We start from the raw sequence: 26,080 nt of genomic DNA on the forward strand, positions 1-26,080 counted from the left end.
TTGTTGTTTAATAATAAATTTTCAAGTTAAACCTTTCAATTACATCTAAATATTCATTAAAAATTATCATTATTATAATTGAAATTAAAATACTAACTATTAATGAATTAGAAATGATTTTTAATTTTTCTTTTTTAAAAACATTTAGAATAGCTCCCAAACCAAAAGGAATAACTATTGTGATAAATGGAATCAGAAAAAAAGGTTCGAAAGCATAAACTTCCTTTGAATTTGCATATTTTAAATTAGTAATGAATAAAAAAAGTATCGATACTAAAATGCTGTAAAATATTGTTTTATTAAAATTGATTTCTTTTCTCAATTTGAAAATTTGCAAAATAGATAATCCTATAATTACAAAAAGGACAATAAAATAAAACAATAAAATAATCCCCATTTCAATCCGATTACAATACGTTCAAAACTTGTTCCTTAATCTTTTCCAATTCATCTTTCATCATCACCACCAATTTTTGCATTTCGGTATGATTCGATTTTGAACCCATGGTGTTGATTTCTCTTCCCATTTCTTGCGTGATGAAACCTAATTTTCTTCCGTTAGCTTCTGTTCCGTTTAAGGTTTCTAAGAAATAGTTCAAATGGTTGCCCAAACGCACTTTTTCTTCAGTAATGTCGTATTTTTCTAGATAAAAAATCAATTCTTGTTCGAAACGATTTTCATCTACATTGATTTTTAATTCATCTAAAGCAGTACGTAAACGTGTTTTTACGGTTTCAATGCGTTCGGCATCGTAAGAAACCGCTTCGGTCATTAAATTATTGATGTTTGAAATACGCAATTGAAATTCTTTTTCTAAAGAAGCACCTTCATCTTTTCTAAAATTAGCGATGTTTTCCAAAGCTTCATCAATCACGGTTTGGATTTGTTTCCATTCGTTTTCATCGATTTCGTCGCGCTCAGTTTTTAATGCATCGGGCATACGAACTGCCATTTTCATTAATTCCGTTTCATCTGCATTTGGAATTACAGCTTTCATTTGGTTAATGTATCCTTTTACAATCGGCACATTGATTTTTGAAGTCGTTTCTTCACCAGTAACTTCTACATAAAGCGAAAAATCAACCTTTCCGCGTTCTAAACGTTGCGAAATTTGATTGCGTAAACCCAATTCCATTTCACGAAAAACCGATGGCATTCGCGTATTTAAGTCTAAACCTTTACTGTTTAGCGATTTGATTTCTACGGTAATTTTTTTGGTTGGTAATTGCAAAGAAGCTTTCCCAAAACCCGTCATGGAGTGTATCATACGTTATAAAAATGTCTTCAAAGATAAGAAAAAGTGTTCAGTGTTCAGTTTTTAGTGTTCAGTATTGGAAATCTGATTAAGAAGTAGATTTCTTTTGCGTTACTAAATAAACTCCGACAAATATCAAAACAGCTGAGATCAATTTCACTAAACTTAAATCGTCTTTTCCTAAACTTACGGCGAAAATAGTGGCAAAAAGCGGTTGTAAATAGATGAAAACTGCTACGGTTGTTGGTTTTAATTCACGCATGGAAACTAAATTTAGTAAATACGTTAAGAAGGTTGAAAACACGACTACAAAACCAATTTTCCAGAAAATATCCGTTGGTAAATTAGCAAAATCTACCGCTTGAAATTCGTTCCAACCAAAAGGCAATACCATTAAGAACCCAAAAGTGTAAATCCATTTTACGAAAGTAAAGGCATTGTATTTATCCATTAATTTTTTCACGATGATGAGGTAAAATCCGTAAGAAACGGCATTTACAAAAACCAATAAATTTCCTAAAGAAGCATTTGTAGCGTTTACTAACGATTTTCCGTAGAGAATTAAAGTTATCGTTCCGGCTAAGCCTAAAATGATTCCTAAAACTTTTCGGTTTTCCATTCGTTCTTTCATGATGAATGCTGATAAAACCAAAACAATCATAGGTGTGGTTACCATCAAAACGGCTCCCATAATAGGCGAAGTGTAGCTCAATCCTTTGAAAAAAGTCAACATGTTGAAAGCTACTCCGAAGAACGCAGCTGCAACAATTCGAGGAAAATCTTCTTTTGCAATTTTTTCTTTGGGTCCAAAAAAGGAAATCAACCAAAATAACAAAACCGAACCACCAACACGCATTACGATAAACCCGAATGCGTCGACATATTTTGGCATTACGTCTTTAGCAATCGTAAAAGTTACGCCATAAATGATGGAAACTAAGGTAGCGGCAACTAATGCCCAACTTCTTTTTGACATTAGCTTAAAACGGTAATTACTTCATGAATGTTTTTTGGACTATTTCCAATGTAAATCTTCCCATCGATAATAAAAACGGGGCGACTCAAAAACGTGTAATGTTCTAAAAGATATTTTTTGAAATCGGCTTCAGTAAGATTTTTATCTTTTAAACCTAGTGATTTATACAATTGTGCTTTTTTGCTGAAAAGCGCTTCATAACTTCCCGAAAGTTGGTACATTTCTTCCAAATCACTTTCCGAAATTGGATTTTGACGGATATCTATAAATGTTAATTTATCAGAATTGGGTAACGATTTGATGATTTTTCGACAGGTATCACAAGAAGCCAAATAGTATATTTTGTTCATTTTATTGTTTTTCAATTTCTGATGCAAAAATACAGTCTTTTGAATTCTAAAAATCAGTAATTTTATAAAAAAATTAGACATGGACGCAACTTTTAGAATTTGGGAAACCAGCCGCGGATTATACAAGAATTTTTTAGATAGTTATTCGTTGGAACAATTGAATACAATTCCAATAGGAATGAGCAATAATTTAATTTGGAACATCGGTCACGTTATTGTGTCCCAACAGAAATTAGTTTACGCTTTATCAGGTTTACCAATGCATATTCCCGATTCGCTTTTTGAAAAATATCAAAACGGTTCACGTCCAGATGGAAAAACTTCACAAGCTGAAGTCGATGAAATTAAGAAATTACTATCCGAAATGGTTGAAAAAACGAAAGCTGATTTTGAAGCTGGAATTTTCAAAGAATTTCATCCGTATCAAACTAAAACAGGATTTCATTTGGGAACATTAAATGAAGCAATGGAATTTAACAATTATCATGAGGGCATTCATTTAGGAATTATGATGTCGATTAAAAAGCATATTTAGCGAATTGTTAACGATTCGAAAAAGCAGCATCAAACAACTTTTATTTACCTTTGTAAAAATTTTTTAAAAATGAAATTCAATACAAAAACGATACATGGTGGACAACATCATGAAAAAGTAACAGGAGCAGTAATGCCACCAGTATTTCAAACTTCGACTTATGTACAATCAAGTCCTGGGAAACCAATTGGCGACTACGAATATAGTAGAGCAGCCAACCCAACAAGAACTGCTTTAGAAGATGCTTTAGCAAGTATCGAAAATGGCGCAAGAGGTTTAGCTTTTTCTTCTGGATTAGCTGCAACCGATTGTTTGTTACGTATGTTCAAAGCTGGTGACGAAATCATTGCAATGGACGATTTATACGGTGGAACTTATAGATTATTCACTAGATTATATAAAGATAGTGGTATCAAATTTCATTTTGTGGATATGAATGATTTGGAGAAATTCCAATCGTTAATCAATGAAAACACAAAATTGGTTTGGGTGGAAACACCAACAAATCCCTTAATGAAATTAGCTGATATTGCAGCGATTGCACAAATCACCAAAAAGCATAATATCTTATTTGCGGTTGATAATACTTTTGCAACACCATACTTACAAAAACCATTGGATTTAGGTGCTGATATTGTTATGCATTCGGCTACTAAATATTTAGGAGGACATTCTGATGTTATTGCGGGAGCATTGATTATTAAAGATAAAGCGTTAGGCGAAGAATTACACTTCAAACAATTCGCAACAGGAGCTACATTAGGACCAATGGATTCTTTCTTGGTTTTAAGAGGAATCAAAACGTTGCATTTACGTGTACAACGTCATTGCGAAAATGGAGAAAAAGTAGCAGCATATTTAGATAATCATCCTTTAGTAGAAAGAGTATATTATCCAGGATTAGCTTCGCATCCATTTCATGAAATTGCTAAAAAGCAAATGAGTGGTTTTGGAGGAATGGTAACGTTTACATTCAAGTCAGGTAAAAAAGAAGATGCAATTAAATTCTTAGAGAATTTAAAAGTGTTCACTTTGGCTGAATCTTTAGGTGGAGTGGAATCGTTAGCGAATCACCCAGCTTTAATGACACACGCATCTATTCCTGAAGATAAAAGAAAAGAAGTGGGTATTTCAGATGACTTAGTTCGTTTGAGTGTTGGAATTGAGGATGTTGAAGATTTATTAGCGGATTTAGAGCAAGCTTTTAAATAGTAGAAGTAACTGAAAACAAAAAATCCCGATTCGTGAGAATCGGGATTTTTTTATGTTGAGATATTTATTAATCTAAATAATAAATGTATCCGAAGTGAAACCATAAGTTCCAATCGTTAGCTTTGTTTTCTTTCCAAAGATCTGGATTTTTATTTAAACCATCAACCCAGTCAGAAAAGTAGTACTGCCATCTTAATTCAAAAAATAAATCCGAAAGTTCAGTTAACTTGTAGCGAGTACCTACTGAAGAAACAACAGACCAAGTACTTCCTCCTTCAGATGAAAAGCCGTCTGGTAAATATCTAGGATAAACATTGTTTGGATTTCCTAATCCTCCCGGTAATGTTGAATACGTGTTGTTATCAAAAAATGAGTAATGTGCTCCAAGTCCTAAGAATGGTGCCCATGCGCCATCGGTTGCAGTAAATTCACGAATACTTAATGGAAAGTATTCTAATTGCATACCCACATCTGTAACTTTAGCTTCACCTTTCATTGCTCGAAGTTGAGCACCAGCTAGAGTTTGTTTGTCTGCAAATTCACCAAAATGTTCTAATTTTGTACTGTTGTAAGATAACTCAGAACGAACTTTAAAGTGGTCGTTGAAATAAGTTTCAGGAGTGTAACAGTTACATTCTGCACGATAAGCAAAATTCATATAGTGTACTAATCCAACACCAATCCCTGTGTTTCCTGCATTAGTTTTAAAATCATGTCTTACGCCAAAATCAGATTGAAAAGCAACTCCTCCAATAAAAGCTCCAACTTCATGAGAGAAGCCAAATTGTGCATTCATTGAAAAATTTGCTCCTAAAAGCAATATTATTAGGTATTTAATTTTTTTAGTCATCGCTAAAATTTTTCCATTATCGGACAAATATATAAAAACTAACTTCACTTCAAAAAAAAAAGAATGTTTTTCTTGTATAAAAATGTATGAGAGAGAAGTGTCAAATAAAAACGCACAAGTGATATTATAAATTTTTATTAAAAATATAGTAAGTAATTTTTAAAATGTATATTTGTCGACTTAAATTTTGCGAAATTCGTAATTTGAGAAAAAACACACATATTTAACGAATTAGTTTATCTACAAGTTTTATAGTATAATGGAACAAAAAATTAATGATTTTATGGCGCTCGTTGAGGCCAAAAATCCAAACGAACCAGAATTTTTACAAGCAGTTAGAGAATTTGCTGAAACAGTAATGCCTTTTATTGCAAACGAGAAAAAGTATGATGGAAAAAATGTCCTTTTAAGAATGGCAGAACCTGAGCGTTCAGTAATTTTTAGAGTGCCATGGGTTGATGATAAGGGTGAAATCCAAGTAAATAGAGGTTTTCGTATTCAGATGAATTCTGCAATTGGACCTTACAAAGGAGGAATTCGTTTTCATCCAACGGTAAATTTATCTGTACTTAAGTTTTTAGCTTTTGAGCAAGTATTCAAAAATAGTTTAACGACACTTCCTATGGGAGGTGGAAAAGGAGGATCTGATTTCGATCCACAAGGAAAATCTGATGCTGAAGTTATGCGTTTTTGCCAATCGTTTATGACAGAATTATGTCGTCATATCGGTCCTGATTTAGACGTTCCTGCTGGTGATATTGGTGTTGGAGCAAGAGAAATCGGATACATGTTTGGTCAATACAAAAGAATTAGAAACGAATTTACAGGAGTTTTAACTGGAAAAGGGTTAGCTTATGGAGGCTCTTTAATTCGTCCAGAAGCAACAGGATATGGTGTGGTTTATTTCACACAACAAATGTTAAGCACTATTGGACAATCTATTTCAGGAAAAACAGTTGCTATTTCAGGTTTCGGTAACGTTGCTTGGGGAGTGGCTTTAAAAGTAAATGAATTAGGAGGTAAATTAGTTACAATCTCAGGTCCTGATGGTTATATTTACGATGCTGATGGAATTTCTGGTGAGAAAATCGAGTTCATGTTAGAAATGAGAGCAAGTGGTGACAACAGAGCTGAGGCATTTGCGGAAAAATTCCCAAGCGCAGTATTTCACAAAGGGAAAAGTCCATGGGAAGCAAAAGTAGATGTAGCTATTCCTTGTGCTACTCAAAATGAGTTAAATGAAGAAGATGCTAAGAAGTTAATTGCTAATGGTGTTATGTGTGTAACAGAAGCAGCTAACATGCCATGTACATTAGAAGCAATTAAGCAATTCTTAGATGCAAAAGTATTATTTGCTCCAGGAAAAGCAGCTAATGCAGGAGGTGTTGCAGCATCAGGTTTAGAAATGACACAAAACTCTATTCGTTTAAACTGGACAAGTGAAGAAGTTGATGCTCGTTTAAAAGACATCATGACAGGCATTCACGGTCAGTGTAAAAAATATGGTACAGAAGAAGATGGTTATGTAAACTATGTTAAAGGAGCCAATATTGCTGGTTTCGTTAAAGTAGCTGACGCTATGTTAGCTCAAGGTGTCGTATAACATTTGATTTATAAAATAATAAAAGCTCTTTTGGTTTTCCAAAAGAGCTTTTTTCTTTTCGAAATATATCAAAATTAAAATTAAAACGTTTGTAGTATATTTGTATTAAATACTTGTAATGAAAAAGGTAATTTTTATTTTATTTATTTCTCAATTCTTTTTTGCGCAACAAAGCAATCAGTTGTGGAAAGGTTATTTTTCCTACAATGAAATTGTTGATGTGGAATCAGCAACCGATGCAGTACATGCAGCTACTCAAAATGCGGTTTTTTCGAAAGCAATTGCTTCAAGTGATTTAAAAATTTATAATTCTATTAACGGATTAAAACCAGAATCCATAACCACCATTCATCACTCTCAAGCTACCAACAAAACTTTTGCTGGAAACTCTAATGGATTGTTGTTAATCATTAATTCCGACGGATCTATTTCTACGAAAGTGGATATTATTAACGAAGTTCCAGTGCCGCCAAATAAAAAGAGAATCAATGATCTTTATGAGCATGATGGCAAACTTTACATTGCTACAGATTATGGAATTTCCGTTATGGATGTTGCAACTTCCGAATTTATTATTACCTATTTCATTGGTACATCCGGTGAAGAAACTGAAGTACTTCAAACCACCGTTTTAAACAATCAAATTTATGCGGTTACTAGAAGTTTTGGTATTAGAAAAGGAGATTTAGCCAATCCTAATTTATATGATTTTAGCCAATGGCAAACTTTTGATGCCGGTTTTTGGTCGGGAATTGTGACTTTTAACAATGAATTAGTTGCAATGGGTACGGATTCAAGAACTTATCGTTATAATGGAACATCTTTTCAACAAGTTTTAAATCAAAATCAAACCGGACTTAAAATCAAAACTAACGGAACAGAATTAATTGTAACTACGCAAAACCATGTATTTGTTTTAAATCAGTCCTATGCCGTTTTACTAGACATCACACAAATTCCAGATTACAACGCAATTTTTAAAGCTGCAACAGTGGTAAGTGGAATAGTTTATATTGGTACAGAAAAAGATGGTTTGTTTTCAACCTCTTTAGCTAATCCATCAGTTTTTGAGTTAATGTCGCCAAATGGTCCTGTTAGAAATTATATTTTCAGAGTAAAAAAAGCTCCTAATTACTTATGGGCGGTTTACGGCGATTATTCTCGTCAATATAATCCTTATGCTTTGGATGAATTTGGAATAAGTAAATATTCAAATGATAATGGCTGGGAATTAATTCCATATAATGATTTGTTTCAAGCAAAATCTATTTGTGATATTGTAATTAATCCAACGAATGAAAATCAAATCTATGCAACTTCTTATTTTTCTGGATTGCTTAAAATTGAAGGTGAAAATATTGAACTTTTTAACAATACGAATACAGGCCCAAATGGCTTAGAATCTATTTCAACAGGGAATCCTAGCTATATTGATATTCGTGTAAATAGTCCAGCATTTGATAAAAACGGAAATCTTTGGATGACCAATGTAACCAATACAGGGAATTATAAATCGATAAAAACCTTGCAAACAAGTGGTCAATGGCAATCTTATGGTATTGCAGATGTAACAACTGATGATTTTGGAAGATTTGGACCAATGGCTATAGATAAAAACAGAACAAAATGGATACCTTCTATCAATGATGGATTAATTGCTTTTAATGAAAATTACAATAACAAATTTATTGTGATTAATTCGACTAATGGTAATTTACCAGATAACGATGTTCGATGTGTAGCGGTTGATAATAGAAATCAGTTATGGATTGGAACTTTTGCCGGTTTGAGAACCGTATCTGTTGACCGATTTATTTCTTCGGATGAGTTGACCACCAACGCTATTATCATTCAAGAGGGCGATTTAGCACAAGAATTGTTTTACCAACAAACGATTTTAGATATCGCTGTTGATGGTGCTAACAGAAAATGGGTTTCCATTGCCGATGGAGGGGTTTTCTTAGTGTCTTCAGATGGTCAAGAAACCATTTATCGATTTACCAAAAACAATTCGCCACTACCAAGTGATAACATTAACGATATTGAAATTGATGGCGTTTCTGGCGAAGTGTTTTTTGCCACTGATAAAGGAATGGTGTCGTTTTTAGGAACTTCAACCAAACCAAGTGATAGTCTAAGCGATGTTTTTGTGTATCCAAATCCAGTGCGACCAAATTTCGTAGGTACAGTAAAAATTAGCGGATTAACCGATAAAGCAAATGTAAAAATCACCGATATTGAAGGAAATTTAGTTTACGAAACCACTTCTTCTGGAGGAACGATTGAATGGGATACCAAAGCATTTGGAAAACATAAAGTGGCATCTGGAGTTTACATGATTTTTGTGGCTTCAGAAGATGCGACAGATTCTACTGTGAAAAAAGTGATGATTATCAGATAATTCAATGCTAGTCAAAACCAAAGCTATCGTAATTTCGGCCTTAAAATATCAAGAAAAAAGCTTGATTGTTAAGTGTTTCACGCAATCTGATGGTTTGAAAAGTTACTTTGTTCCAAGTGCTTATTCCAACAAAAAAGCGAATCAAAAAATCGCTTATTTTCAGCCGTTAACCATAATCGAAATCGAAGCAAATCACAAAAATAAAGGCACGCTCGAACACTTCAAAGAAATTAAATTAGCACACAGTTTCCATTCGATAAATACGGATATTGTCAAAAGCACCATTGTTATTTTTCTGTCCGAAATTCTGCATCACAGCATCCACGAAGAAGAGAAAAATGAGAACCTTTTTTCCTTTTTAGAAACCGCATTACTTTGGTTAGATACCCACGAAGAAGCGGCAAATTTCCATCTGATTTTAATGATGGAAATGACTAAATTCTTAGGGTTTTATCCTGATGTTTCCGAAATAGATTTCGATTTTTTCGATGTTAAAGAAGGCTTTTTCACACCATTTCAATCCGTGAATACTCTTTCGGCTAATGAAACACAATTATTCAAACGATTAATTGAACTAAAATTTGATTCCAATCAGAAAACTTTTGCCGGAATAGAACGTCAAATCTTGCTAAAAATTCTTTTAGATTTCTATATGTTACATCTTGAAGGCTTCAAAAAACCAAAATCCTTAGAAGTTTTAAAAGAAGTTTTTTCCTAATTCTTAACTTTTGCCTTTTACCTTTTGCCTTTTACCTTTAAATCATTACTTTCGCAAATTGATTTAAGAAAGCGACAAAATGAGTACAAAATTTACTGAATACAAAGGACTTGACTTGCCAACAGTAGCATCAGAAGTTCTTGATTTTTGGAAAAAAAACAACATCTTTGAACAATCGGTAACTTCTCGTGAAGGAGCTACTCCTTACGTGTTTTTTGAAGGACCACCATCGGCAAATGGTTTGCCAGGAATTCACCACGTAATGGCACGTGCGATTAAAGATATTTTTTGTCGTTATAAAACTCAAAAAGGCTACCAAGTTAAGCGTAAAGCAGGTTGGGATACACATGGTTTACCTGTAGAATTAGGTACCGAAAAAGAATTAGGCATTACCAAAGAAGATATCGGAAAAACGATTTCAGTTACCGAATACAACGAAGCGTGTAAAAGAACGGTTATGCGTTACACCGACGTTTGGAATGACCTTACCGAAAAAATGGGCTACTGGGTAGATATGGAAGATCCGTATGTGACGTACAAATCCAAATACATGGAAACCGTTTGGTGGTTGCTAAAACAAATTTACAATAAAGATTTACTATACAAAGGCTACACGATTCAGCCGTATTCTCCAAAAGCGGGAACAGGTTTATCTTCGCATGAAGTGAATCAGCCAGGTTCATACCGTGATGTTACGGATACTACAATTGTAGCGCAGTTCAAAGCAAAAGACGAAACCTTACCAAGTTTCTTGCAAGGTTTTGGAACGGTTCATTTCTTAGCTTGGACGACGACTCCTTGGACGTTGCCATCAAACACAGCGTTGACTGTTGGTCCAAAAATCGATTATGTTTTAGTAAAAACGTTCAATCAATATACTTTTGAAGCGATAAATGTAGTTTTAGCTAAGAATTTAGTTGGAAAGCAATTTGGTGGAAAATATTTTGTAGCGGAATCAGAAGCTGATTTTGCAAATTATAAATCGGACGACAAAAAGATTCCCTACCAAATTTTAACCGAAGCAAAAGGTGCTGATTTAGTAGGAATTTGTTACGAACAATTATTGCCATTAGCTTTACCATATCAAAATCCAGAAAATGCATTTAGAGTAATTTCTGGAGATTTCGTAACTACGGAAGATGGAACTGGAATTGTTCACACCGCACCAACATTCGGAGCAGATGACGCTAAAGTTGCTAAAGAAGCAACTCCAGAAGTGCCACCAATGTTGGTTTTAGACGAGAACGGAAATCCTGTTCCATTGGTTGATTTGCAAGGAAAATTTGTTGCTGGATTAGGTGATTTGTCAGGAAAATATGTTAAAAACGAATATTACAACGACGGAGAAGCGCCAGAACGTTCAGCTGACGTAGAAATCGCTATCCAATTAAAAGAAGAAAATAAAGCCTTCAAGGTTGAAAAATACGTACACAGTTATCCACATTGTTGGAGAACGGACAAACCAATTTTATACTATCCATTAGATTCTTGGTTCATCAAAGTAACCGAAATCAAAGATAGAATGTTCGACTTAAACGAAACCATCAACTGGAAACCAAAAGCAACAGGAGAAGGTCGTTTCGGAAATTGGTTGAAAAACGCTAACGATTGGAACTTATCGCGTTCAAGATATTGGGGAATTCCTTTACCAATTTGGAGAAGTGAAGATGGAACCGAAGAAATGTTAGTTGGTTCAGTTGAAGAATTGTACAACGAAATCGAGAAATCAATCGCAGCAGGTTTCCAAAAAGAAAATCCATACAAAGGATTCAAAATTGGTGACATGAGCGAAGCCAACTACGATTTAGTGGATTTACACAAAAATGTTGTAGACGGAATAGTTTTAGTTTCGCCATCAGGAAAGCCAATGAAACGCGAAACGGATTTAATTGACGTTTGGTTCGATTCAGGTGCGATGCCTTATGCGCAATGGCATTACCCATTTGAAAATAAAGAATTAATCGATGAAAATAAAGCGTTCCCAGCCGATTTCATCGCAGAAGGTGTTGACCAAACTCGTGGTTGGTTCTATACCTTACATGCTATCGGAACCTTAGTTTTCGATAAAATCGCATACAAAAACGTAGTTTCAAACGGATTAGTTTTGGATAAAAACGGACAAAAAATGTCGAAACGTTTGGGAAATGCGGTGGATCCATTCACCACTTTGGCTGAATATGGTCCAGATGCTACACGTTGGTATATGATTTCGAATGCGAATCCTTGGGACAATTTAAAATTTGATATTGAAGGTGTTGCTGAGGTAAGAAGAAAATTCTTTGGAACACTTTATAATACGTACTCATTCTTTGCTTTATATGCAAATATTGATGGTTTCAAATACAACGAAGCGGAAGTTCCGTTAAACGAAAGACCAGAAATCGACCGTTGGATTTTATCGGAATTACATACGTTAATTCAATTAGTTGATGAAGCGTATGCGGATTACGAACCAACAAAAGCAGCTCGTGCTATTTCCGATTTCGTGCAAGAAAATTTGAGTAACTGGTACGTTCGTTTGTGTAGAAGAAGATTCTGGAAAGGCGATTATGCACAAGATAAAATTGCGGCTTATCAAACACTTTATACTTGTTTGGTAACGGTTGCGAAGCTTTCTGCTCCAATTGCCCCGTTCTTTATGGACAAACTTTACAGAGATTTAACACAAGCTACAGGTTCTGAGTCGTTTGAAAGCGTACATTTGGCCGAGTTTCCAAAAATGGTTGAAAACTTTGTTGATAAATCACTAGAAAGCAAAATGATGAAAGCCCAAACGGTTTCTTCATTAGTTTTATCACTTCGTAAGAAGGAAATGATTAAAGTGCGCCAACCGTTGCAAAGGGTTATGATTCCTGTACTTGACGACAATCAGCGTGCTGAAATTGAGGCAGTTTCTGACCTAATTAAAGCAGAGGTAAACGTGAAAGAAGTGGAGTTGTTAGACGATGCTTCGGGTGTTTTAGTGAAGCAAATTAAGCCTAATTTTAAAACGTTGGGACCGCGTTTTGGTAAAGATATGGGTTTGATTTCCAAAGAGATACAAAATTTTGGACAAGAGCAAATTGCCAAATTAGAGCGTGATGGTGAGTTAGTTATGGATATTGCAGGAAAAAGTATAACTTTATCACAAGATGATGTTGAGATTTCTTCACAAGATATCCCAGGTTGGTTAGTAGCCAATTCAAACGGAATTACAGTAGCGCTAGACATTATAATTTCCGATGAATTAAGAAAAGAAGGGATTGCGAGAGAATTAATCAACAGAATCCAAAATATCAGAAAAGATTCTGGTTTTGAAGTGACTGACAAGATTACCGTTAAAATGGAAAAAAATGCTCAAGTTGAGGAAGCCGTTTTAGCTAATGAATCGTATATTAAGTCAGAAACGTTAACCGAATCATTAATTTTTGTTGAAAACCTTGAAAATGGTACGGAAATTGAGTTTGATGATATTAAAACAAGTATATTAATTTCAAAATAAAAGCCAAAAGCTTTTAATCATCGTATAACTATAAAAAAATATTGAAATTATGGTAGAGGAGCAAATTAGATATTCAGACGCTGATTTGGCTGAATTCAAAGCGTTAATTCAAGCGAAATTAGAAAAAGCTAAAAACGATTTAGAGCTTATTAAGAGTGCTTATATGAATGACTTAAATAACGGAACCGATGATACATCACCAACGTTTAAAGCATTTGAAGAAGGCAGTGAAACCATGAGTAAGGAAGCCAATTCACAATTAGCAATTCGTCAAGAAAAATTCATTAGAGATTTAAAAAATGCCTTGATTCGTATCGAGAACAAAACCTATGGTATTTGTAAAGTTACAGGCAAATTAATAAGTAAAGAAAGATTAAAAATCGTTCCTCATGCAACTATGAGTATCGAAGCAAAAAACTTGCAACGTTAATCTTTTTACAAAATTATACTAACGCTCCGTTTGGGGCGTTTTTTATTTGATAAATTCCACTATTTTTGCAAAAAAATTGAACATGTCGTTAAAGAAAGCCTATATTTTAATCATTGCTATTTTATTAATTGATCAGATTTCTAAAATCTATATCAAAACGCATTTTTTTATTGGAGAATCCATAAAAGTAATGGGTTTAGAATGGTTTCAAATTCATTTTATAGAGAATGAAGGTATGGCTTGGGGCGCTGAAATTCCGGGCGAACATGGGAAATTAATCTTAACCTTATTCCGTATCGTAGCTGTAGGCGGAATTGCTTGGTGGTTATGGGATTCAGTAAAGAAGAAAGCTTCTAATTACTTAATTGTAGCGATTGCTTTGATTTTTACCGGCGCCTTAGGAAATATTATTGATTCTGTTTTTTACGGTGTCATTTTTAACGATAGTTATCATCAAGTAGCAACTGCCTTTGCTGACCAACCTTATGGTACTTGGTTTCACGGAGAAGTTGTAGATATGTTCTATTTTCCAATGTGGGAAGGAAACTTACCTTCTTGGTTGCCAATTTGGGGTGGCAAACATTTCACTTTCTTCAACGCCATTTTTAACGTAGCCGATGTAGCGATTTCAACGGGTGTTGGGATTTTAATCGTGTTTAATAAAAGAGCTTTTGGTGAAAGTCATATTCTGGCAAAATAATTAAAAGCGAAACATCCTCTCAGGCGTCACACAAAAATCCAATTTTACATCATTTGCTGAAACATCCTCAATTTTTTCTTCTGGAGGAAAGAATGACAACCCAATTTTAATTGTTTCAGGCTTGCATTTACTAAGAAAGTTGTCATAGAAGCCTTTTCCGTATCCAACGCGATTTCCTTGCTTGTCATAAGCTAAAAGTGGCACAAAAACCACATCAATTTTCGCATCAGGCACTTCTAAACCATCAACCGGTTCTGGAACGTTGTAACTGTTCTTTTTGATTTTGGTATTATCCGTTAATAAAAAATGCGTCATTCCTAAAGTGGCAAATTCGCACTTCGAAATTACGATTTCTTTATCTTTTCCCGCTAAAATTTGAAGAATATATTCGGTATTGATTTCTTTTTGCTCTTCAATCGTTAAAAACAAATGATAATACAATTTGTCCCAAATGTTCATTCGCAACAATTGGTTCGCAATTGCTAAACTTTTGTCTTCGATTTCTTCTTGAGTTAACTTTTGCCTTTCAGCTTTTGCCTTTTGCCTTAACGATTTCTTATCCATTTACAGACGCTTTCAATTCGTCTATAAATTTAGTCAAATGTTCTACTTCTACGTGATCCATTAACACAATTTTGTACCATTTGTTGTTTTCGTTGTGTTGTTGCGGAACCAAATCGTACTTTTCAGCAATTTTCTCTGGAATAGATTCGGCATGAATCGTTACAATATTCATAAATGGTTCACGGAAATATTTGATATATAGTTTATCTAATTCGTGACATAAAAATTGCGTACGCATTTGTAAAATACTTACTTTTTCAAACCAACCATAAGCACCATAAGTAAATAAAATCATCCAAACCGCCACCGCATTTGCCCCAGAACGACTTCCGCAAAGGGTTAAATCCATTCCTTCTACATATTCTGCTTCTTTGGTTAATACGTTTTCAATTAAGCCTTTTCGACAAACAAAAACACCTGTTCCGTAAGGAGCTTGTAACATTTTGTGCGCATCAATGGTAATAGAACTAATTTTAGGATTACTAAAGTTGATATTCGATTTTTGATTGCTAAATGGATACACAAATCCGCCATAAGCGCCATCAATATGCAAACGATAAGTTACATTATGTTTTTCTAAAATCGAAGTATAATCATCTGGATTATCAACAGAACCAAACATCGTAGTTCCCATATTAGCAACCGCAATGAAATATTTTTTGCCTTTATTTTTAGCTTCCGAAATGATGTTATCCAATGCATTCACATCAATTTCACGATTTTCAAAACCAACCGGAATTTTCAACCAATCAATTTGCAATAAATTAGAAGCTTTAGGAATAGAATAATGTGTGTCTTCCGAAGCTAAAATGGCGATTTCGTCTAATTTTGCATCGAATTTGTGCATGAATTCATTTCTAAAGACCCAAATCGCTTGAATATTCGCTTCGGTTCCACCAGGAGCGATGTAACCGTCGAATTCGTTTTCTTTGGCTTTAAAAATATCAACAGCAATTACGTTTAAAACTTCGCGTTCAATTTCTTGTGTGCCATAAAACGCTTTTTCAGAAGTTCCAAAAGTATGACAACCAATGTTATTTGGATTCGCAACATAGGTTTGAAGCGTTGGCGCATCTTTTAAAAATGGCGCATCATCATAAAAAACGCGATTATCTAATTTAGACGCTGGATAACCTAAAGACGCGTCTTTTGAGAAGTTAACATTATCGTGTAAAGCCTTTTCAATACGGGCTTTTCTTTCTTCGTGTGTTAGTTTTTTCCAGAAGTTCATACCTAAAAATTTTGGCGAATTTACAGTTGAAAAACCAATAAAAACATGATAATTGTTAGCTTTCCGATTCTAAATGGGTTGAAACGTGAAAAATAGCATCACCTTGATATACAATTGGCGCATCGTTAACATTGATAACATAGCCGTCATGAGGTGCTTTCATTTTGTGCTCGACTTTTCCATATGGGTCGGAAATAGTAGCAATTAGTTCCCCTTTTTTGATAAAACTACCTATTTTCACCATTCCATGAAACATGCCTGAATATTTCGCTCTTACCCAATTCGATTTTTCAATATAAATAGGTTTTTTCGATTTAATATTGGCTTTTTTTCTTGGATTCAGCATGTCCAAATGATCCAAAAATCGCTTGGTGCCTTCAATAGCATCATTCGTAACTTCTTCATTAATATCTAACGATTTTCCGCCTTCAAAAAGCAACATTTTAACGCCTAATTTATCGCAAGAATTTCGAAACGAACCCGAAATATTCTTCGAATACAAGGTAAAAGGCGCATTGAAAACATCCGAAAGTTCTTTTAATTCTGGATTTTCTGGCACAATTCTAATTTGAGGGGCATTAAATCGACTGGCACCACCTGCGTGAAAATCAATTGCATAATCTACGTGTGGAATAATATCTTTTAAAATATAATACGCAAAACGACTCGCCAAAGAACCCGTTTTACTTCCAGGAAACACTCGATTCAAATCGCGACCATCTGGAAATTCTCTGGTTTTATTGATGAATCCAAAAATATTGATAATCGGAATGCAAATTATCGTGCCGCGTTTTGGTTTGTTGATTTTTTGAACAATTAACTGACGCACAATTTCAGTTCCGTTGATTTCATCACCATGCAAACAAGCGGTGAACAAAACCGTAGGCCCATCAAGTTTTGATCGTTCCACAATTATTGGAATTTTCAATTTATTCATGGTGTGCAACTTAGCAATTTCCATGTTAATGGTTTTGCTTTCGCCCGCTAAAATGGTTTCTTTAAGGATTACAAGTGGTTTTGAGGCTGTCATTTTTAAAATCTAAAGTGTTAAAAATACAAAAACAATTGTCATTTGGGAACACTGATTTAAGAAATTTAAGAAATTGACAAAATCTTTGTGCTCCTAGTGGCTTCTTCGTGCCTTCGTGGTTAAAAACTTTAAAAATTCAAAATCAAATCTCTTATCTTTGTTCTATCATCTTTCAATAAAATGCAAACACTATTAGAACTTCAAATCCAAACCTTGCCCGATAATCCGGGTGTGTATCAGTATTATGATAAGGAAGGAAAAATTTTATATGTTGGGAAGGCGAAAAACTTAAAAAAACGCGTTCAATCGTATTTTACTAAGAATCACGACAATTATAAAACTTCGGTTTTAGTTAAGAAAATTGTTACGATAAAACATATTGTTGTTCCAACGGAAACCGATGCGTTATTGTTGGAAAACAACTTAATTAAAAAGTTACAACCTCGCTATAATGTTTTGCTTCGTGATGATAAAACTTATCCTTGGATTTGCATCAAAAACGAACGATTTCCAAGAATATTCTCTACCCGAAAAATGATTAAAGATGGTTCGGAATATTTTGGACCTTACACAAGTTTTAAAACCGTTCACACGATTTTAGATTTGATTAAAGAATTGTATCCGTTGCGAACTTGTACTTATGATTTATCGAAAGCGAACATCGATTCAGGGAAATTTAAAGTCTGTTTGGAATATCATATTGGCAATTGTAAAGGTCCTTGTGAAGGTTATGAATCTTTGGAGCATTATCAAAGTCAGATTGAAAAAATTCGTCAAATTTTAAAAGGAAATTTCAAAGAAAGTTTGAAAGATTTCAAAAAATTAATGACCGATTTGGCGATGGAAATGAAGTTTGAAGAAGCCCAAAAAATCAAAGAAAAAATCGAGGTTTTAGAAAATTACCAATCGCGTTCTACGGTTTTGAATCCAAAAATTACCAATCTGGATGTGTTTTCGATTATTTCCGATGAAACAATGGCGTATGTGAATTTTTTACAGATTTCTCACGGAGCAATTGTGCGTTCGCATACGTTGGAATTAAAGAAAAAGCTAGATGAAACCAACGAAGAATTATTGGAATTAGCCGTTGTAGAATTACGCGAACGTTTCCATTTGAATGCACGAGAAATTGTAGTTCCGTTTCCAATTGATTTGGGCGAAAATGTAAAAGTAACCGTTCCTCAATTAGGCGATAAAAAACAAATTTTAGAATTATCAGAACGAAACGCCAAATTTTATCGATTAGATCAATTAAAACAAATTCAAATCGTTGATCCAGAGCGACACACCAATCGTATCATGGCACAAATGCAAAAAGATTTGCGTTTATCAGTAGAACCAAGACATATTGAATGTTTTGATAACTCGAATATTCAAGGAACAAATCCAGTTTCGGCTTGTGTGGTATTTAAAGATGGAAAACCAAGTAAGAAAGATTATCGTCATTTTAATATTAAAACGGTTGAAGGTCCCAATGATTTCGCTTCGATGGAAGAAGTCGTTTATCGAAGATACAAACGCATGTTAGATGAAAATCAGCCTTTACCACAATTGATTATCATTGATGGTGGAAAAGGACAGTTGTCTTCGGCTTTAAAAAGTTTGGATGATTTAGGCTTGCGAGGAAAAATCGCCATTATCGGAATTGCAAAACGTTTGGAAGAATTGTTTTATCCAGGAGATTCTGTGCCATTGTATTTGGATAAAAAATCGGAAACCTTGAAAGTGATTCAGTATTTACGAAACGAAGCACACCGATTTGGAATTACCCATCATCGCGATAAAAGAAGTAAATCGGCTTTAACCAATAGTTTGGAAAGTATTCCGGGTATTGGAGAAAAAACGATGATTACATTAATGAAACATTTCAAAAGTGTTAAAAGATTGCAAAATGCCGACGAAAAAGCAATTTCTGAGGTTGTAGGTGTTTCAAAAGCCAAAAAAATTTCCGACTTTTACAAGAAAAATACTTCTAATTAGAAATGAAAAAACTCCTCTTGTTTGTAAGCCTACTATTTCTAACCCAAATCAGCTTAGGACAAGAAAATCCGCGACCAAAAGTAGGACTTGTGCTTAGTGGTGGTGGAGCAAAAGGATTAGCGCATATTGGCGTGCTAAAAGTAATCGATTCGTTAGGAATAAAAATCGATTATGTAGCAGGAACCAGTATGGGTGCGATTGTTGGCGGATTGTACGCTTCTGGCTATAATGCAGAGCAATTGGATTCTATTTTTTCTAATGTGGATGTTGATGCTTTACTTCAAGATTTTACTCCAAGAGGTTCGAAATCGTTTTATGAAAAGCGTAACGATGAGATTTATGCCTTAACACTTCCATTTAATAAATTCAAATTAGGCTTGCCTTCTGGTTTATCTAAAGGATTTTATAATTTTAATCTAATTTCTTCTTTAACCCAACATGTAAGTCACGTAAGAGATTTTGATAAGCTTCCAATTCCGTTTTTATGTATTGCAACCGATGCAGAAACAGGTGAAAAAATTGTTTTAGATTCAGGTGTTTTAGCACAAAATATGATTGCTAGTGGTGCTTTGCCCACTTTGTATAGTCCAGTTGAAATTAAAGGTAGAGTTTTAATTGACGGTGGTGTTGTTGATAATTATCCAATCGAGGAATTAAAAGCTAGAGGAATTGATATTATAATCGGAGTTGATGTTCAAGATGGATTAAAAACAAGAGAAGAATTAAAAGGAGTTACATCGGTTTTGGCGCAAATCAATAACTTTTCCATGATTGAAAAAATGGAAGGGAAACAAAAAGCGACAAATATTTACATAAAACCCGATATCAAAGGTTATACAGTGGTTGCATTTGATAAAGGAAAAGAGATAATTGAAAAAGGAAAAGAGAAAGCTTTAGAATTTGTTAGAGAACTAGCTCCGTTTGGAAATTCAAATGCCAAAAGTGATAACAAAATAACAGTTCAAGATTCAATTTATATTAAAGATATTGTTTTTAATAAATTGGATAATTTCACAAGAGCATATATTATTGGTAAGTTGAAATTTAAAAGAAATACTAAAATTTCTATGAACCAGTTGCAAAAAGGAGTTTTAAACTTAAATGCAACACAAAATTTTAGTGCTATTAATTATTCATTTGAAAAAATGCAAGATGGCGAAAAATTAATCTTGCAATTGAAGGAAAATGAAAATAATACTTTTTTGAAATTCGGATTACATTATGACGATTTATTTAAAAGTGGAATCTTATTGAATTATACCAAGAAACGACTCTTAGCTAAAAATGATGTAGCTTCATTAGATGTAATTTTAGGTGATAATATTCGATACAACTTTGATTATTATATTGATAATGGATTTTATTGGAGCTTTGGTTTCAATTCTAAATTAACAACCTTCAATAGAAATATTACTAGTAATATTGCTGATGATGCTATTTTTAACACCACTGCAAGCGCAATTAATGTTGATTTTTTCGACTTGAGTAACCAAGCATATTTGCAAACCATTTTTGCTCAAAAATTTTCATTAGGCGGCGGTTTAGAATTTAAATTTTTACGATTAGAATCAGAAACATTAGAAAACACAGATCCTGTTTTTGAAAGCAGTAATTATTTGTCGGTTTTCGGATTTATGAAGTATGATTCGTTTGATAAAAAATATTTTCCAAGAACAGGTTGGAATTTTAATTCTGAAATTCGTTCTTATATTTATTCATCTGATTACAAAAATAATTTTGAGCGATTTACCGTTGCCAAAGCCGATTTTGGTTTTGCACAACCCGTTTTTAAAAACATGACATTTAAACTTCAAACCGAAGGTGGTTTTGCTGTTGGAGAAAGAAGTGTTTCTTATTTCGATTTTATCTTAGGAGGCTACGGATTTCAACAAGTAAATAACATTAAACCATTTTATGGGTATGATTTTTTAAGTTTAGCTGGTGATAGCTATGTAAAACTTTTATTAACAGCAGATTATGAAATTTTTAAGAAGCATCATTTGAATTTTAGTGCTAACTTTGCTAATGTTGGTAATAAAATTTTCGATACCCTTGATACTTGGTTAGTTGAACCTAATTATTCAGGTTATTCATTTGGTTATGGTATGGAAACGGTAATAGGTCCTGTTGAAATTAAACATTCTTGGTCGCCCGAAACAAAAGATCATCACACTTGGTTTTCAGTAGGATTTTGGTTTTAAAAAAAAATTACGATATTTGTATTGATGAAAAATTGGACTGGCTTATTAGCATATTTGAAATTCCTCATCAAGAGAAATCCTGAGTGAGTTTTTTAGCGTGCCAATACTTTTTAAACTTCATTTATAATTGGCACTTCGACATATTTACTTAATTGTCTAATAAAAACATATTATAATGCCAATATATCATAAATTGGGAAATATCCCACATAAACGTCATATTCAATTCCGTAAACCAAACGGCGATTTGTATTATGAGCAGTTGTTTGGAACGGTAGGTTTTGACGGTATGTCAACCAATTCGTATCACGAACAAAGGCCAACTCAGGTTAAAGAAATCAGAAGACAATACAGTGTTGCGCCAAAAATTGCGAAATCAAATAACATTCAGTCTTATAAATTAAGAGGATTTGAAATTGAACCGCAAGATGATTATCTAGAAAGTAGAAAAATTGTTTTGACGAATTCAGATTGTCACATTGTTTTGGCAGCACCAAGAAAATCAACAACGGATTATTTTTATAAAAATACGGATTCAGACGAAGTAATTTTCATTCATAAAGGAACAGGAAAATTAAGAACCATGTTAGGAAATTTAGATTTCAAATATGGCGATTACTTAGTAGTTCCAAGAGGAATGATTTACAAAATGGATTTCGATACTGAAGATAATCGTTTGTTTATAGTTGAATCTCATTCGCCAGTTTATACACCAAAGCAATACAGAAATTGGTTCGGACAATTGCTTGAACATTCTCCATTTTGCGAAAGAGATATTCGTCGTCCAGAGGAATTAGAAACCTATAATGAAAAAGGAGATTTCGTAATCAAAGTAAAGAAAAAAGACGAAATTTTCGAAATGGTTTATGCTTCACATCCTTTTGATGTAATTGGATATGATGGATTTAATTATCCATACGCATTTTCAATTCACGATTTCGAACCTATTACAGGTAGAATTCACTTACCACCACCTATTCATCAAACGTTTGAAACAAATGCTTTTGTAATTTGTTCGTTTGTGCCAAGGTTATACGATTATCACCCATTGTCAATTCCTGCTCCATATAACCACAGTAATATTGATGCTGATGAGGTTTTATACTACGTTGACGGTGATTTCATGAGCAGAAATGATGTAAAACCAGGAAATATTTCGTTACATCCTGCGGGAATTCCTCACGGACCACACCCAGGAGCGGCAGAAAGAAGTATTGGTAAAAAGGAAACGTTAGAATTAGCGGTAATGGTAGATACTTTCAAACCTTTAATGGTTACGGAAGATGCTATGGGTATTGCAGATGATACGTATTATCAATCTTGGTTAGAGGAATAAAAAATTAAACACAACTTTTGGTAAATAGTACCATTTTTAAAATATTAGAATCATGTCACAAGAAATAAAATCAGTAGAATACGGATTAGAAAAAATATTTGAAGGAGCACAAGACTTCTTACCTTTAATGGGAACAGATTACGTAGAATTTTATGTAGGTAACGCAAAACAAGCTGCACATTTTTACAAAACCGCTTTTGGATTTCAATCATTAGCATATGCAGGATTAGAAACAGGGGTTAAAGACAAAGCTTCTTATGTATTAAAGCAAGATAAAATTCGTTTGGTATTAACTACTGCTTTAAATAGTGATTCTCCAATTGGTGAACACGTAAAAAAACATGGAGATGGTGTTAAAGTCATCGCTCTTTGGGTAGAAGATGCGCGTCAGTCTTATGAAGAAACAACTAAGCGTGGTGCAAAATCTTACTTTGAACCAGTAGTTGAAAAAGATGAAAATGGAGAAGTAGTTCGTGCGGGTATTTATGGTGCTTACGGAGAAACTGTTTTCATTTTTGTAGAACGTAAAAATTACAACGGAATCTTTTTACCAGGCTATAGCGAATGGAAATCAGATTATAACCCAACACCAGTAGGATTAAAATATATCGACCACATGGTAGGTAATACGGGTTGGAACAGAATGAATGAAGCAGTAAAATGGTTTGAAGATGTGATGGGATTTGTAAATTTCCTTTCATTCGACGACAAACAAATTACTACAGAGTATTCAGCTTTGATGTCTAAAGTAATGTCTAATGGTAACGGAAGAATTAAATTCCCAATTAACGAACCAGCAGAAGGTAAAAAGCGTTCGCAAATTGAAGAGTATTTAGATTTTTATGAAGGAGAAGGAGTTCAACATATTGCAGTTGCAACAGATGATATCTTAACAACGGTTGCCGAAATGCGTGCAAGAGGAATCGAGTTTTTAAGTACTCCGCCTCAAGCGTATTATGATGCAATTCCAGAAAGATTGAAAGACCACATGTCGAAATTTAAAGAAGATATTAACGAACTTCAAAAATTAGGTATCATGATTGATGCTGACGAGGAAGGATATTTATTGCAAATTTTTACTAAGCCAGTTGAAGATCGTCCAACGCTTTTCTTCGAAATTATTCAAAGAATGGGTGCTAGAGGCTTCGGTGCAGGTAACTTTAAAGCCCTTTTTGAGTCGATTGAACGTGAGCAAGAATTACGAGGTACATTATAAAAACGACATTTTATTAACAATTAATCAAAATACAACGTTGTAGTAGTGTGGTTTTTGATAAAAATATGTTAAAGTTGAAATTTAACTAAGAATAATTCAAAAAACATTTCTACATTTGCACTCGCAAAACAGGGAGGTAGTTTGCCTTGTTTTGACAGTAAATTTTCATAATTTATAGTTTTTTGGTTGGTTAATAGCATAAAAACTCAGTCATATTTTTGACTGGGTTTTTTTGTTTTAGTATTTTTGGAACGGAAATTGCATTTTCATATCTAAAAATGAATAAACTATGAAAAAAATTATCTTACTTCTTGTTTTATTTGTGTTTACAAATTCTTTTGTAGTACAAGAAAATGCATACACCACTGGCGAGTGGTTCAAACTTCGAATCCATTATGGAATGGTTAATGCAGGTTACGCCACCTTAGAAATCAAAGACGCTGTAAAAAATAATAAAAAAGTTCACCACGTAGTAGGTAAGGGTTGGACTGTTGGAATGACAAAGTTCTTCTTTGAAGTTGATGATAATTACGAAAGTTATTTTGACAAACAAACAGGAAAACCGTATCAATTTGTTAGAAAAATTGATGAAGGAGGTTATACAAAAAATCAGGAAGGCTTTTTTAATCAAGATCGAAATACGGTTTTAGTTAAAGATTATAAACATAAAACCGAAAAAACATTTTCTGTTCCAGAAGAAGTACAAGATATTGTGTCTTCATTTTACTATTTGAGAAATCATCCAAAAATTGATAAATTAAAAGTGGGAGAATCCATCTCAATTGATATGTTTTTTGACAATGAAACCACAAAATTTAAGCTAAAATTTATTGGTAGAGAAGATATAAAAACTAAATTTGGAAAAGTTTCTTGTATGATTTTTAGACCCTACGTTCAAGCGGGTAGAGTTTTTAAAGAAGAGGAAAGTTTAACTGTTTGGATATCAGATGATGATAACAAAATACCAATCCGTATAAAAGCAAGTTTAGCAGTAGGTTCATTAAAGGCTGACTTAGAAGCTTTCAAAGGATTAAAGAATTCATTTAAAGTTAAAGTAGAAAAATAATGGAAGTTACTCCCAAAATTCAAGAACAATTAGATCAACTTCATGAAAAATTTGAAGCGATTAATCAAAACACATCTACCCATTTAGAGGGTTTGCTTTGGGCTAAACCCATTACCTATTGGGATTATATCCAAACGGATGCACTTTTGAGTCTTCAAACACAACGCACCACTTTGCCAGACGAAATGGTTTTTGTTATGTATCATCAAGTAAATGAATTGTTGTTCAAAATGATTCTTTGGGAAATGAATCAATTGTGTCATAACGAAAAACCAACCACAGACTATTTTACCGAAAAATTAGGAAGAATCAGTCGTTATTTCGATATGCTTACCACTTCTTTCGATATTATGAAAGACGGAATGGAGCCGGAACAATATTTAAAATTCCGAAATACTTTAACACCAGCGAGCGGATTTCAATCGGCACAATATCGTTTAATCGAATTTAGTTCAACTGATTTAATTAACTTAATTGACAACCGTTTCAGAGCTACAATTGACAGAAATACGCCATACGAACATGCATTTGAACATTTATATTGGCAAGCAGCAGGAAAAGATTATCATACAGGAGAAAAATCCTATTTAATACTAGAATTCGAAAGAAAATACAAAAAAGTGTTCTTAGATTGGATGGAAGAATACAATACGATTAACTTGTGGAGAAAATTCAAACAATTACCAGAAGCTGATCAACAAAATCCGGAATTAGTTGCTGCAATGCGTCATTACGACAAAACAGTAAACATTACTTGGGTAATGGGGCATTTTAATGCAGCAAAAAAATACATCGAAAGTGTACCAGGAAATCACGAAGCTACGGGTGGAAGTGATTGGAAAAAATACATGTTACCAAAATACCAAAAAAGAATATTCTTCCCTGAATTATGGACGAAAGAAGAATTAGATAACTGGGGAGAATAACCGCATTACGCACAAAAC

The 26,080-nt window shown here is 33.7% G+C and carries 22 protein-coding genes; 14 read left to right on the plus strand and 8 right to left on the minus strand.

Annotation, left to right across the window (positions count from 1 at the left end):
- Positions 1–7: 7 nt before the first annotated feature.
- From IM755_RS03990 to IM755_RS04005, 4 genes are all read right to left on the minus strand, one after another.
- Positions 8–322 carry a hypothetical protein gene (locus IM755_RS03990; RefSeq protein ID WP_194093809.1) on the minus strand — a complete coding sequence of 105 codons (315 nt, stop codon included), beginning with the start codon at positions 320–322 and terminating at the stop codon, positions 8–10.
- 85 nt (positions 323–407) lie between these two features.
- The gene (locus tag IM755_RS03995) at positions 408–1,268 is read right to left on the minus strand and encodes a YicC/YloC family endoribonuclease (protein ID WP_228063889.1); all 861 of its coding nucleotides are present in this window, start codon (positions 1,266–1,268) and stop codon (positions 408–410) included.
- Positions 1,269–1,344: 76 nt separating this feature from the next.
- On the minus strand, positions 1,345–2,232 hold the full coding sequence (locus IM755_RS04000) for a DMT family transporter (protein ID WP_194093811.1): 888 nt from the start codon (positions 2,230–2,232) through the stop codon (positions 1,345–1,347).
- Positions 2,232–2,582, minus strand: coding sequence for an arsenate reductase family protein (locus IM755_RS04005; RefSeq protein ID WP_026725142.1), 351 nt, complete (start codon positions 2,580–2,582; stop codon positions 2,232–2,234). Before IM755_RS04005 ends, IM755_RS04000 begins: the two co-directional genes overlap by 1 nt.
- 79 nt (positions 2,583–2,661) lie before the next feature.
- Here IM755_RS04005 and IM755_RS04010 point away from each other — a divergent pair, with 79 nt between their 5' ends.
- Together IM755_RS04010 and IM755_RS04015 are read left to right on the plus strand one after the other, a co-directional pair.
- Complete coding sequence (locus IM755_RS04010) at positions 2,662–3,117, plus strand: DinB family protein (RefSeq protein ID WP_194093814.1); 456 nt, start codon at positions 2,662–2,664, stop codon at positions 3,115–3,117.
- Between the two features lie 69 nt (positions 3,118–3,186).
- A complete protein-coding gene (locus IM755_RS04015; RefSeq protein WP_194093816.1) occupies positions 3,187–4,329 on the plus strand; it encodes a cystathionine gamma-synthase in 1,143 nt (380 codons plus the stop codon).
- A gap of 67 nt (positions 4,330–4,396) precedes the next feature.
- On the opposite strand, the gene IM755_RS04020 is transcribed toward IM755_RS04015, so the two are convergent.
- Positions 4,397–5,179, minus strand: a complete 783-nt coding sequence (locus IM755_RS04020) for a THC0290_0291 family protein (protein ID WP_194093818.1) — start codon at positions 5,177–5,179, stop codon at positions 4,397–4,399.
- Positions 5,180–5,438: 259 nt separating this feature from the next.
- Here IM755_RS04020 and gdhA point away from each other — a divergent pair, with 259 nt between their 5' ends.
- The 6 genes from gdhA to IM755_RS04050 all read left to right on the plus strand — a co-directional run bounded on the left by gdhA (position 5,439) and on the right by IM755_RS04050 (position 14,512).
- Entirely contained in the window at positions 5,439–6,782 is a 1,344-nt protein-coding gene (gene gdhA / locus IM755_RS04025; RefSeq protein ID WP_194093820.1) for an NADP-specific glutamate dehydrogenase, read from the plus strand.
- Positions 6,783–6,900: 118 nt separating this feature from the next.
- Positions 6,901–9,183 (plus strand): type IX secretion system anionic LPS delivery protein PorZ, encoded by a 2,283-nt coding sequence (porZ, locus tag IM755_RS04030; protein ID WP_194093822.1) that lies wholly within the window; start codon positions 6,901–6,903, stop codon positions 9,181–9,183.
- Positions 9,184–9,187: 4 nt separating this feature from the next.
- The gene (gene recO, locus IM755_RS04035) at positions 9,188–9,901 is read left to right on the plus strand and encodes a DNA repair protein RecO (RefSeq protein WP_194093825.1); all 714 of its coding nucleotides are present in this window, start codon (positions 9,188–9,190) and stop codon (positions 9,899–9,901) included.
- Positions 9,902–9,980: 79 nt separating this feature from the next.
- Positions 9,981–13,382 (plus strand): isoleucine--tRNA ligase, encoded by a 3,402-nt coding sequence (gene ileS / locus IM755_RS04040; protein ID WP_194093827.1) that lies wholly within the window; start codon positions 9,981–9,983, stop codon positions 13,380–13,382.
- Positions 13,383–13,431: 49 nt separating this feature from the next.
- Entirely contained in the window at positions 13,432–13,812 is a 381-nt protein-coding gene (locus tag IM755_RS04045) for a TraR/DksA family transcriptional regulator (RefSeq protein ID WP_026725150.1), read from the plus strand.
- Positions 13,813–13,894: 82 nt separating this feature from the next.
- Positions 13,895–14,512, plus strand: coding sequence for a lipoprotein signal peptidase (locus tag IM755_RS04050; protein ID WP_194093829.1), 618 nt, complete (start codon positions 13,895–13,897; stop codon positions 14,510–14,512).
- On the opposite strand, the gene IM755_RS04055 is transcribed toward IM755_RS04050, so the two are convergent.
- From IM755_RS04055 to IM755_RS04065, 3 genes are read right to left on the minus strand one after another with little or no spacing between them, the layout of a single operon-like run.
- Complete coding sequence (locus IM755_RS04055; protein ID WP_194093831.1) at positions 14,513–15,076, minus strand: 5-formyltetrahydrofolate cyclo-ligase; 564 nt, start codon at positions 15,074–15,076, stop codon at positions 14,513–14,515. It lies immediately after the preceding gene.
- Entirely contained in the window at positions 15,069–16,307 is a 1,239-nt protein-coding gene (locus IM755_RS04060; protein ID WP_194093833.1) for an aminotransferase class I/II-fold pyridoxal phosphate-dependent enzyme, read from the minus strand. Before IM755_RS04060 ends, IM755_RS04055 begins: the two co-directional genes overlap by 8 nt.
- Before the next feature lie 55 nt (positions 16,308–16,362).
- The gene (locus IM755_RS04065; protein ID WP_194093835.1) at positions 16,363–17,337 is read right to left on the minus strand and encodes a succinylglutamate desuccinylase/aspartoacylase family protein; all 975 of its coding nucleotides are present in this window, start codon (positions 17,335–17,337) and stop codon (positions 16,363–16,365) included.
- Positions 17,338–17,517: 180 nt separating this feature from the next.
- On the opposite strand from IM755_RS04065, the gene uvrC reads away from it, so the two are divergent.
- From uvrC to IM755_RS04095, 6 genes are all read left to right on the plus strand, one after another.
- Positions 17,518–19,317 carry an excinuclease ABC subunit UvrC gene (gene uvrC / locus IM755_RS04070; protein WP_194093837.1) on the plus strand — a complete coding sequence of 600 codons (1,800 nt, stop codon included), beginning with the start codon at positions 17,518–17,520 and terminating at the stop codon, positions 19,315–19,317.
- A gap of 2 nt (positions 19,318–19,319) precedes the next feature.
- A complete protein-coding gene (locus IM755_RS04075) occupies positions 19,320–21,518 on the plus strand; it encodes a patatin-like phospholipase family protein (RefSeq protein WP_194093840.1) in 2,199 nt (732 codons plus the stop codon).
- Positions 21,519–21,693: 175 nt separating this feature from the next.
- Entirely contained in the window at positions 21,694–22,854 is a 1,161-nt protein-coding gene (locus tag IM755_RS04080) for a homogentisate 1,2-dioxygenase (protein ID WP_194093842.1), read from the plus strand.
- A 52-nt stretch (positions 22,855–22,906) separates the two neighbouring features.
- Positions 22,907–24,070, plus strand: a complete 1,164-nt coding sequence (gene hppD, locus IM755_RS04085) for a 4-hydroxyphenylpyruvate dioxygenase (protein ID WP_194093844.1) — start codon at positions 22,907–22,909, stop codon at positions 24,068–24,070.
- A 289-nt stretch (positions 24,071–24,359) separates the two neighbouring features.
- The gene (locus IM755_RS04090; protein WP_194093846.1) at positions 24,360–25,136 is read left to right on the plus strand and encodes a DUF3108 domain-containing protein; all 777 of its coding nucleotides are present in this window, start codon (positions 24,360–24,362) and stop codon (positions 25,134–25,136) included.
- Positions 25,136–26,062 carry a tryptophan 2,3-dioxygenase family protein gene (locus IM755_RS04095; RefSeq protein WP_194093848.1) on the plus strand — a complete coding sequence of 309 codons (927 nt, stop codon included), beginning with the start codon at positions 25,136–25,138 and terminating at the stop codon, positions 26,060–26,062. Before IM755_RS04090 ends, IM755_RS04095 begins: the two co-directional genes overlap by 1 nt.
- The last annotated feature ends 18 nt before the right edge of the window (positions 26,063–26,080 follow it).

Origin of the sequence: Flavobacterium proteolyticum, assembly GCF_015223105.1 — a bacterium.
Classification (GTDB): Bacteria; Bacteroidota; Bacteroidia; order Flavobacteriales; family Flavobacteriaceae; genus Flavobacterium; species Flavobacterium proteolyticum.

Coding starts and splice junctions, on each gene's coding strand:
- IM755_RS04080 (WP_194093842.1), top strand. CDS start 21,694: ATGCCAATATATCATAAATTGGGAAATATCCCACATAAACGTCATATT.
- IM755_RS04020 (WP_194093818.1), bottom strand. CDS start 5,179: ATGACTAAAAAAATTAAATACCTAATAATATTGCTTTTAGGAGCAAAT.
- IM755_RS03995 (WP_228063889.1), bottom strand. CDS start 1,268: ATGATACACTCCATGACGGGTTTTGGGAAAGCTTCTTTGCAATTACCA.
- gdhA (WP_194093820.1), top strand. CDS start 5,439: ATGGAACAAAAAATTAATGATTTTATGGCGCTCGTTGAGGCCAAAAAT.
- IM755_RS04090 (WP_194093846.1), top strand. CDS start 24,360: ATGAAAAAAATTATCTTACTTCTTGTTTTATTTGTGTTTACAAATTCT.
- IM755_RS04010 (WP_194093814.1), top strand. CDS start 2,662: ATGGACGCAACTTTTAGAATTTGGGAAACCAGCCGCGGATTATACAAG.
- IM755_RS04075 (WP_194093840.1), top strand. CDS start 19,320: ATGAAAAAACTCCTCTTGTTTGTAAGCCTACTATTTCTAACCCAAATC.
- ileS (WP_194093827.1), top strand. CDS start 9,981: ATGAGTACAAAATTTACTGAATACAAAGGACTTGACTTGCCAACAGTA.
- IM755_RS04055 (WP_194093831.1), bottom strand. CDS start 15,076: ATGGATAAGAAATCGTTAAGGCAAAAGGCAAAAGCTGAAAGGCAAAAG.
- hppD (WP_194093844.1), top strand. CDS start 22,907: ATGTCACAAGAAATAAAATCAGTAGAATACGGATTAGAAAAAATATTT.
- IM755_RS04000 (WP_194093811.1), bottom strand. CDS start 2,232: ATGTCAAAAAGAAGTTGGGCATTAGTTGCCGCTACCTTAGTTTCCATC.
- IM755_RS04050 (WP_194093829.1), top strand. CDS start 13,895: ATGTCGTTAAAGAAAGCCTATATTTTAATCATTGCTATTTTATTAATT.
- uvrC (WP_194093837.1), top strand. CDS start 17,518: ATGCAAACACTATTAGAACTTCAAATCCAAACCTTGCCCGATAATCCG.
- IM755_RS04005 (WP_026725142.1), bottom strand. CDS start 2,582: ATGAACAAAATATACTATTTGGCTTCTTGTGATACCTGTCGAAAAATC.
- IM755_RS04045 (WP_026725150.1), top strand. CDS start 13,432: ATGGTAGAGGAGCAAATTAGATATTCAGACGCTGATTTGGCTGAATTC.
- IM755_RS04065 (WP_194093835.1), bottom strand. CDS start 17,337: ATGACAGCCTCAAAACCACTTGTAATCCTTAAAGAAACCATTTTAGCG.
- recO (WP_194093825.1), top strand. CDS start 9,188: ATGCTAGTCAAAACCAAAGCTATCGTAATTTCGGCCTTAAAATATCAA.
- IM755_RS04015 (WP_194093816.1), top strand. CDS start 3,187: ATGAAATTCAATACAAAAACGATACATGGTGGACAACATCATGAAAAA.
- porZ (WP_194093822.1), top strand. CDS start 6,901: ATGAAAAAGGTAATTTTTATTTTATTTATTTCTCAATTCTTTTTTGCG.
- IM755_RS04060 (WP_194093833.1), bottom strand. CDS start 16,307: ATGAACTTCTGGAAAAAACTAACACACGAAGAAAGAAAAGCCCGTATT.
- IM755_RS04095 (WP_194093848.1), top strand. CDS start 25,136: ATGGAAGTTACTCCCAAAATTCAAGAACAATTAGATCAACTTCATGAA.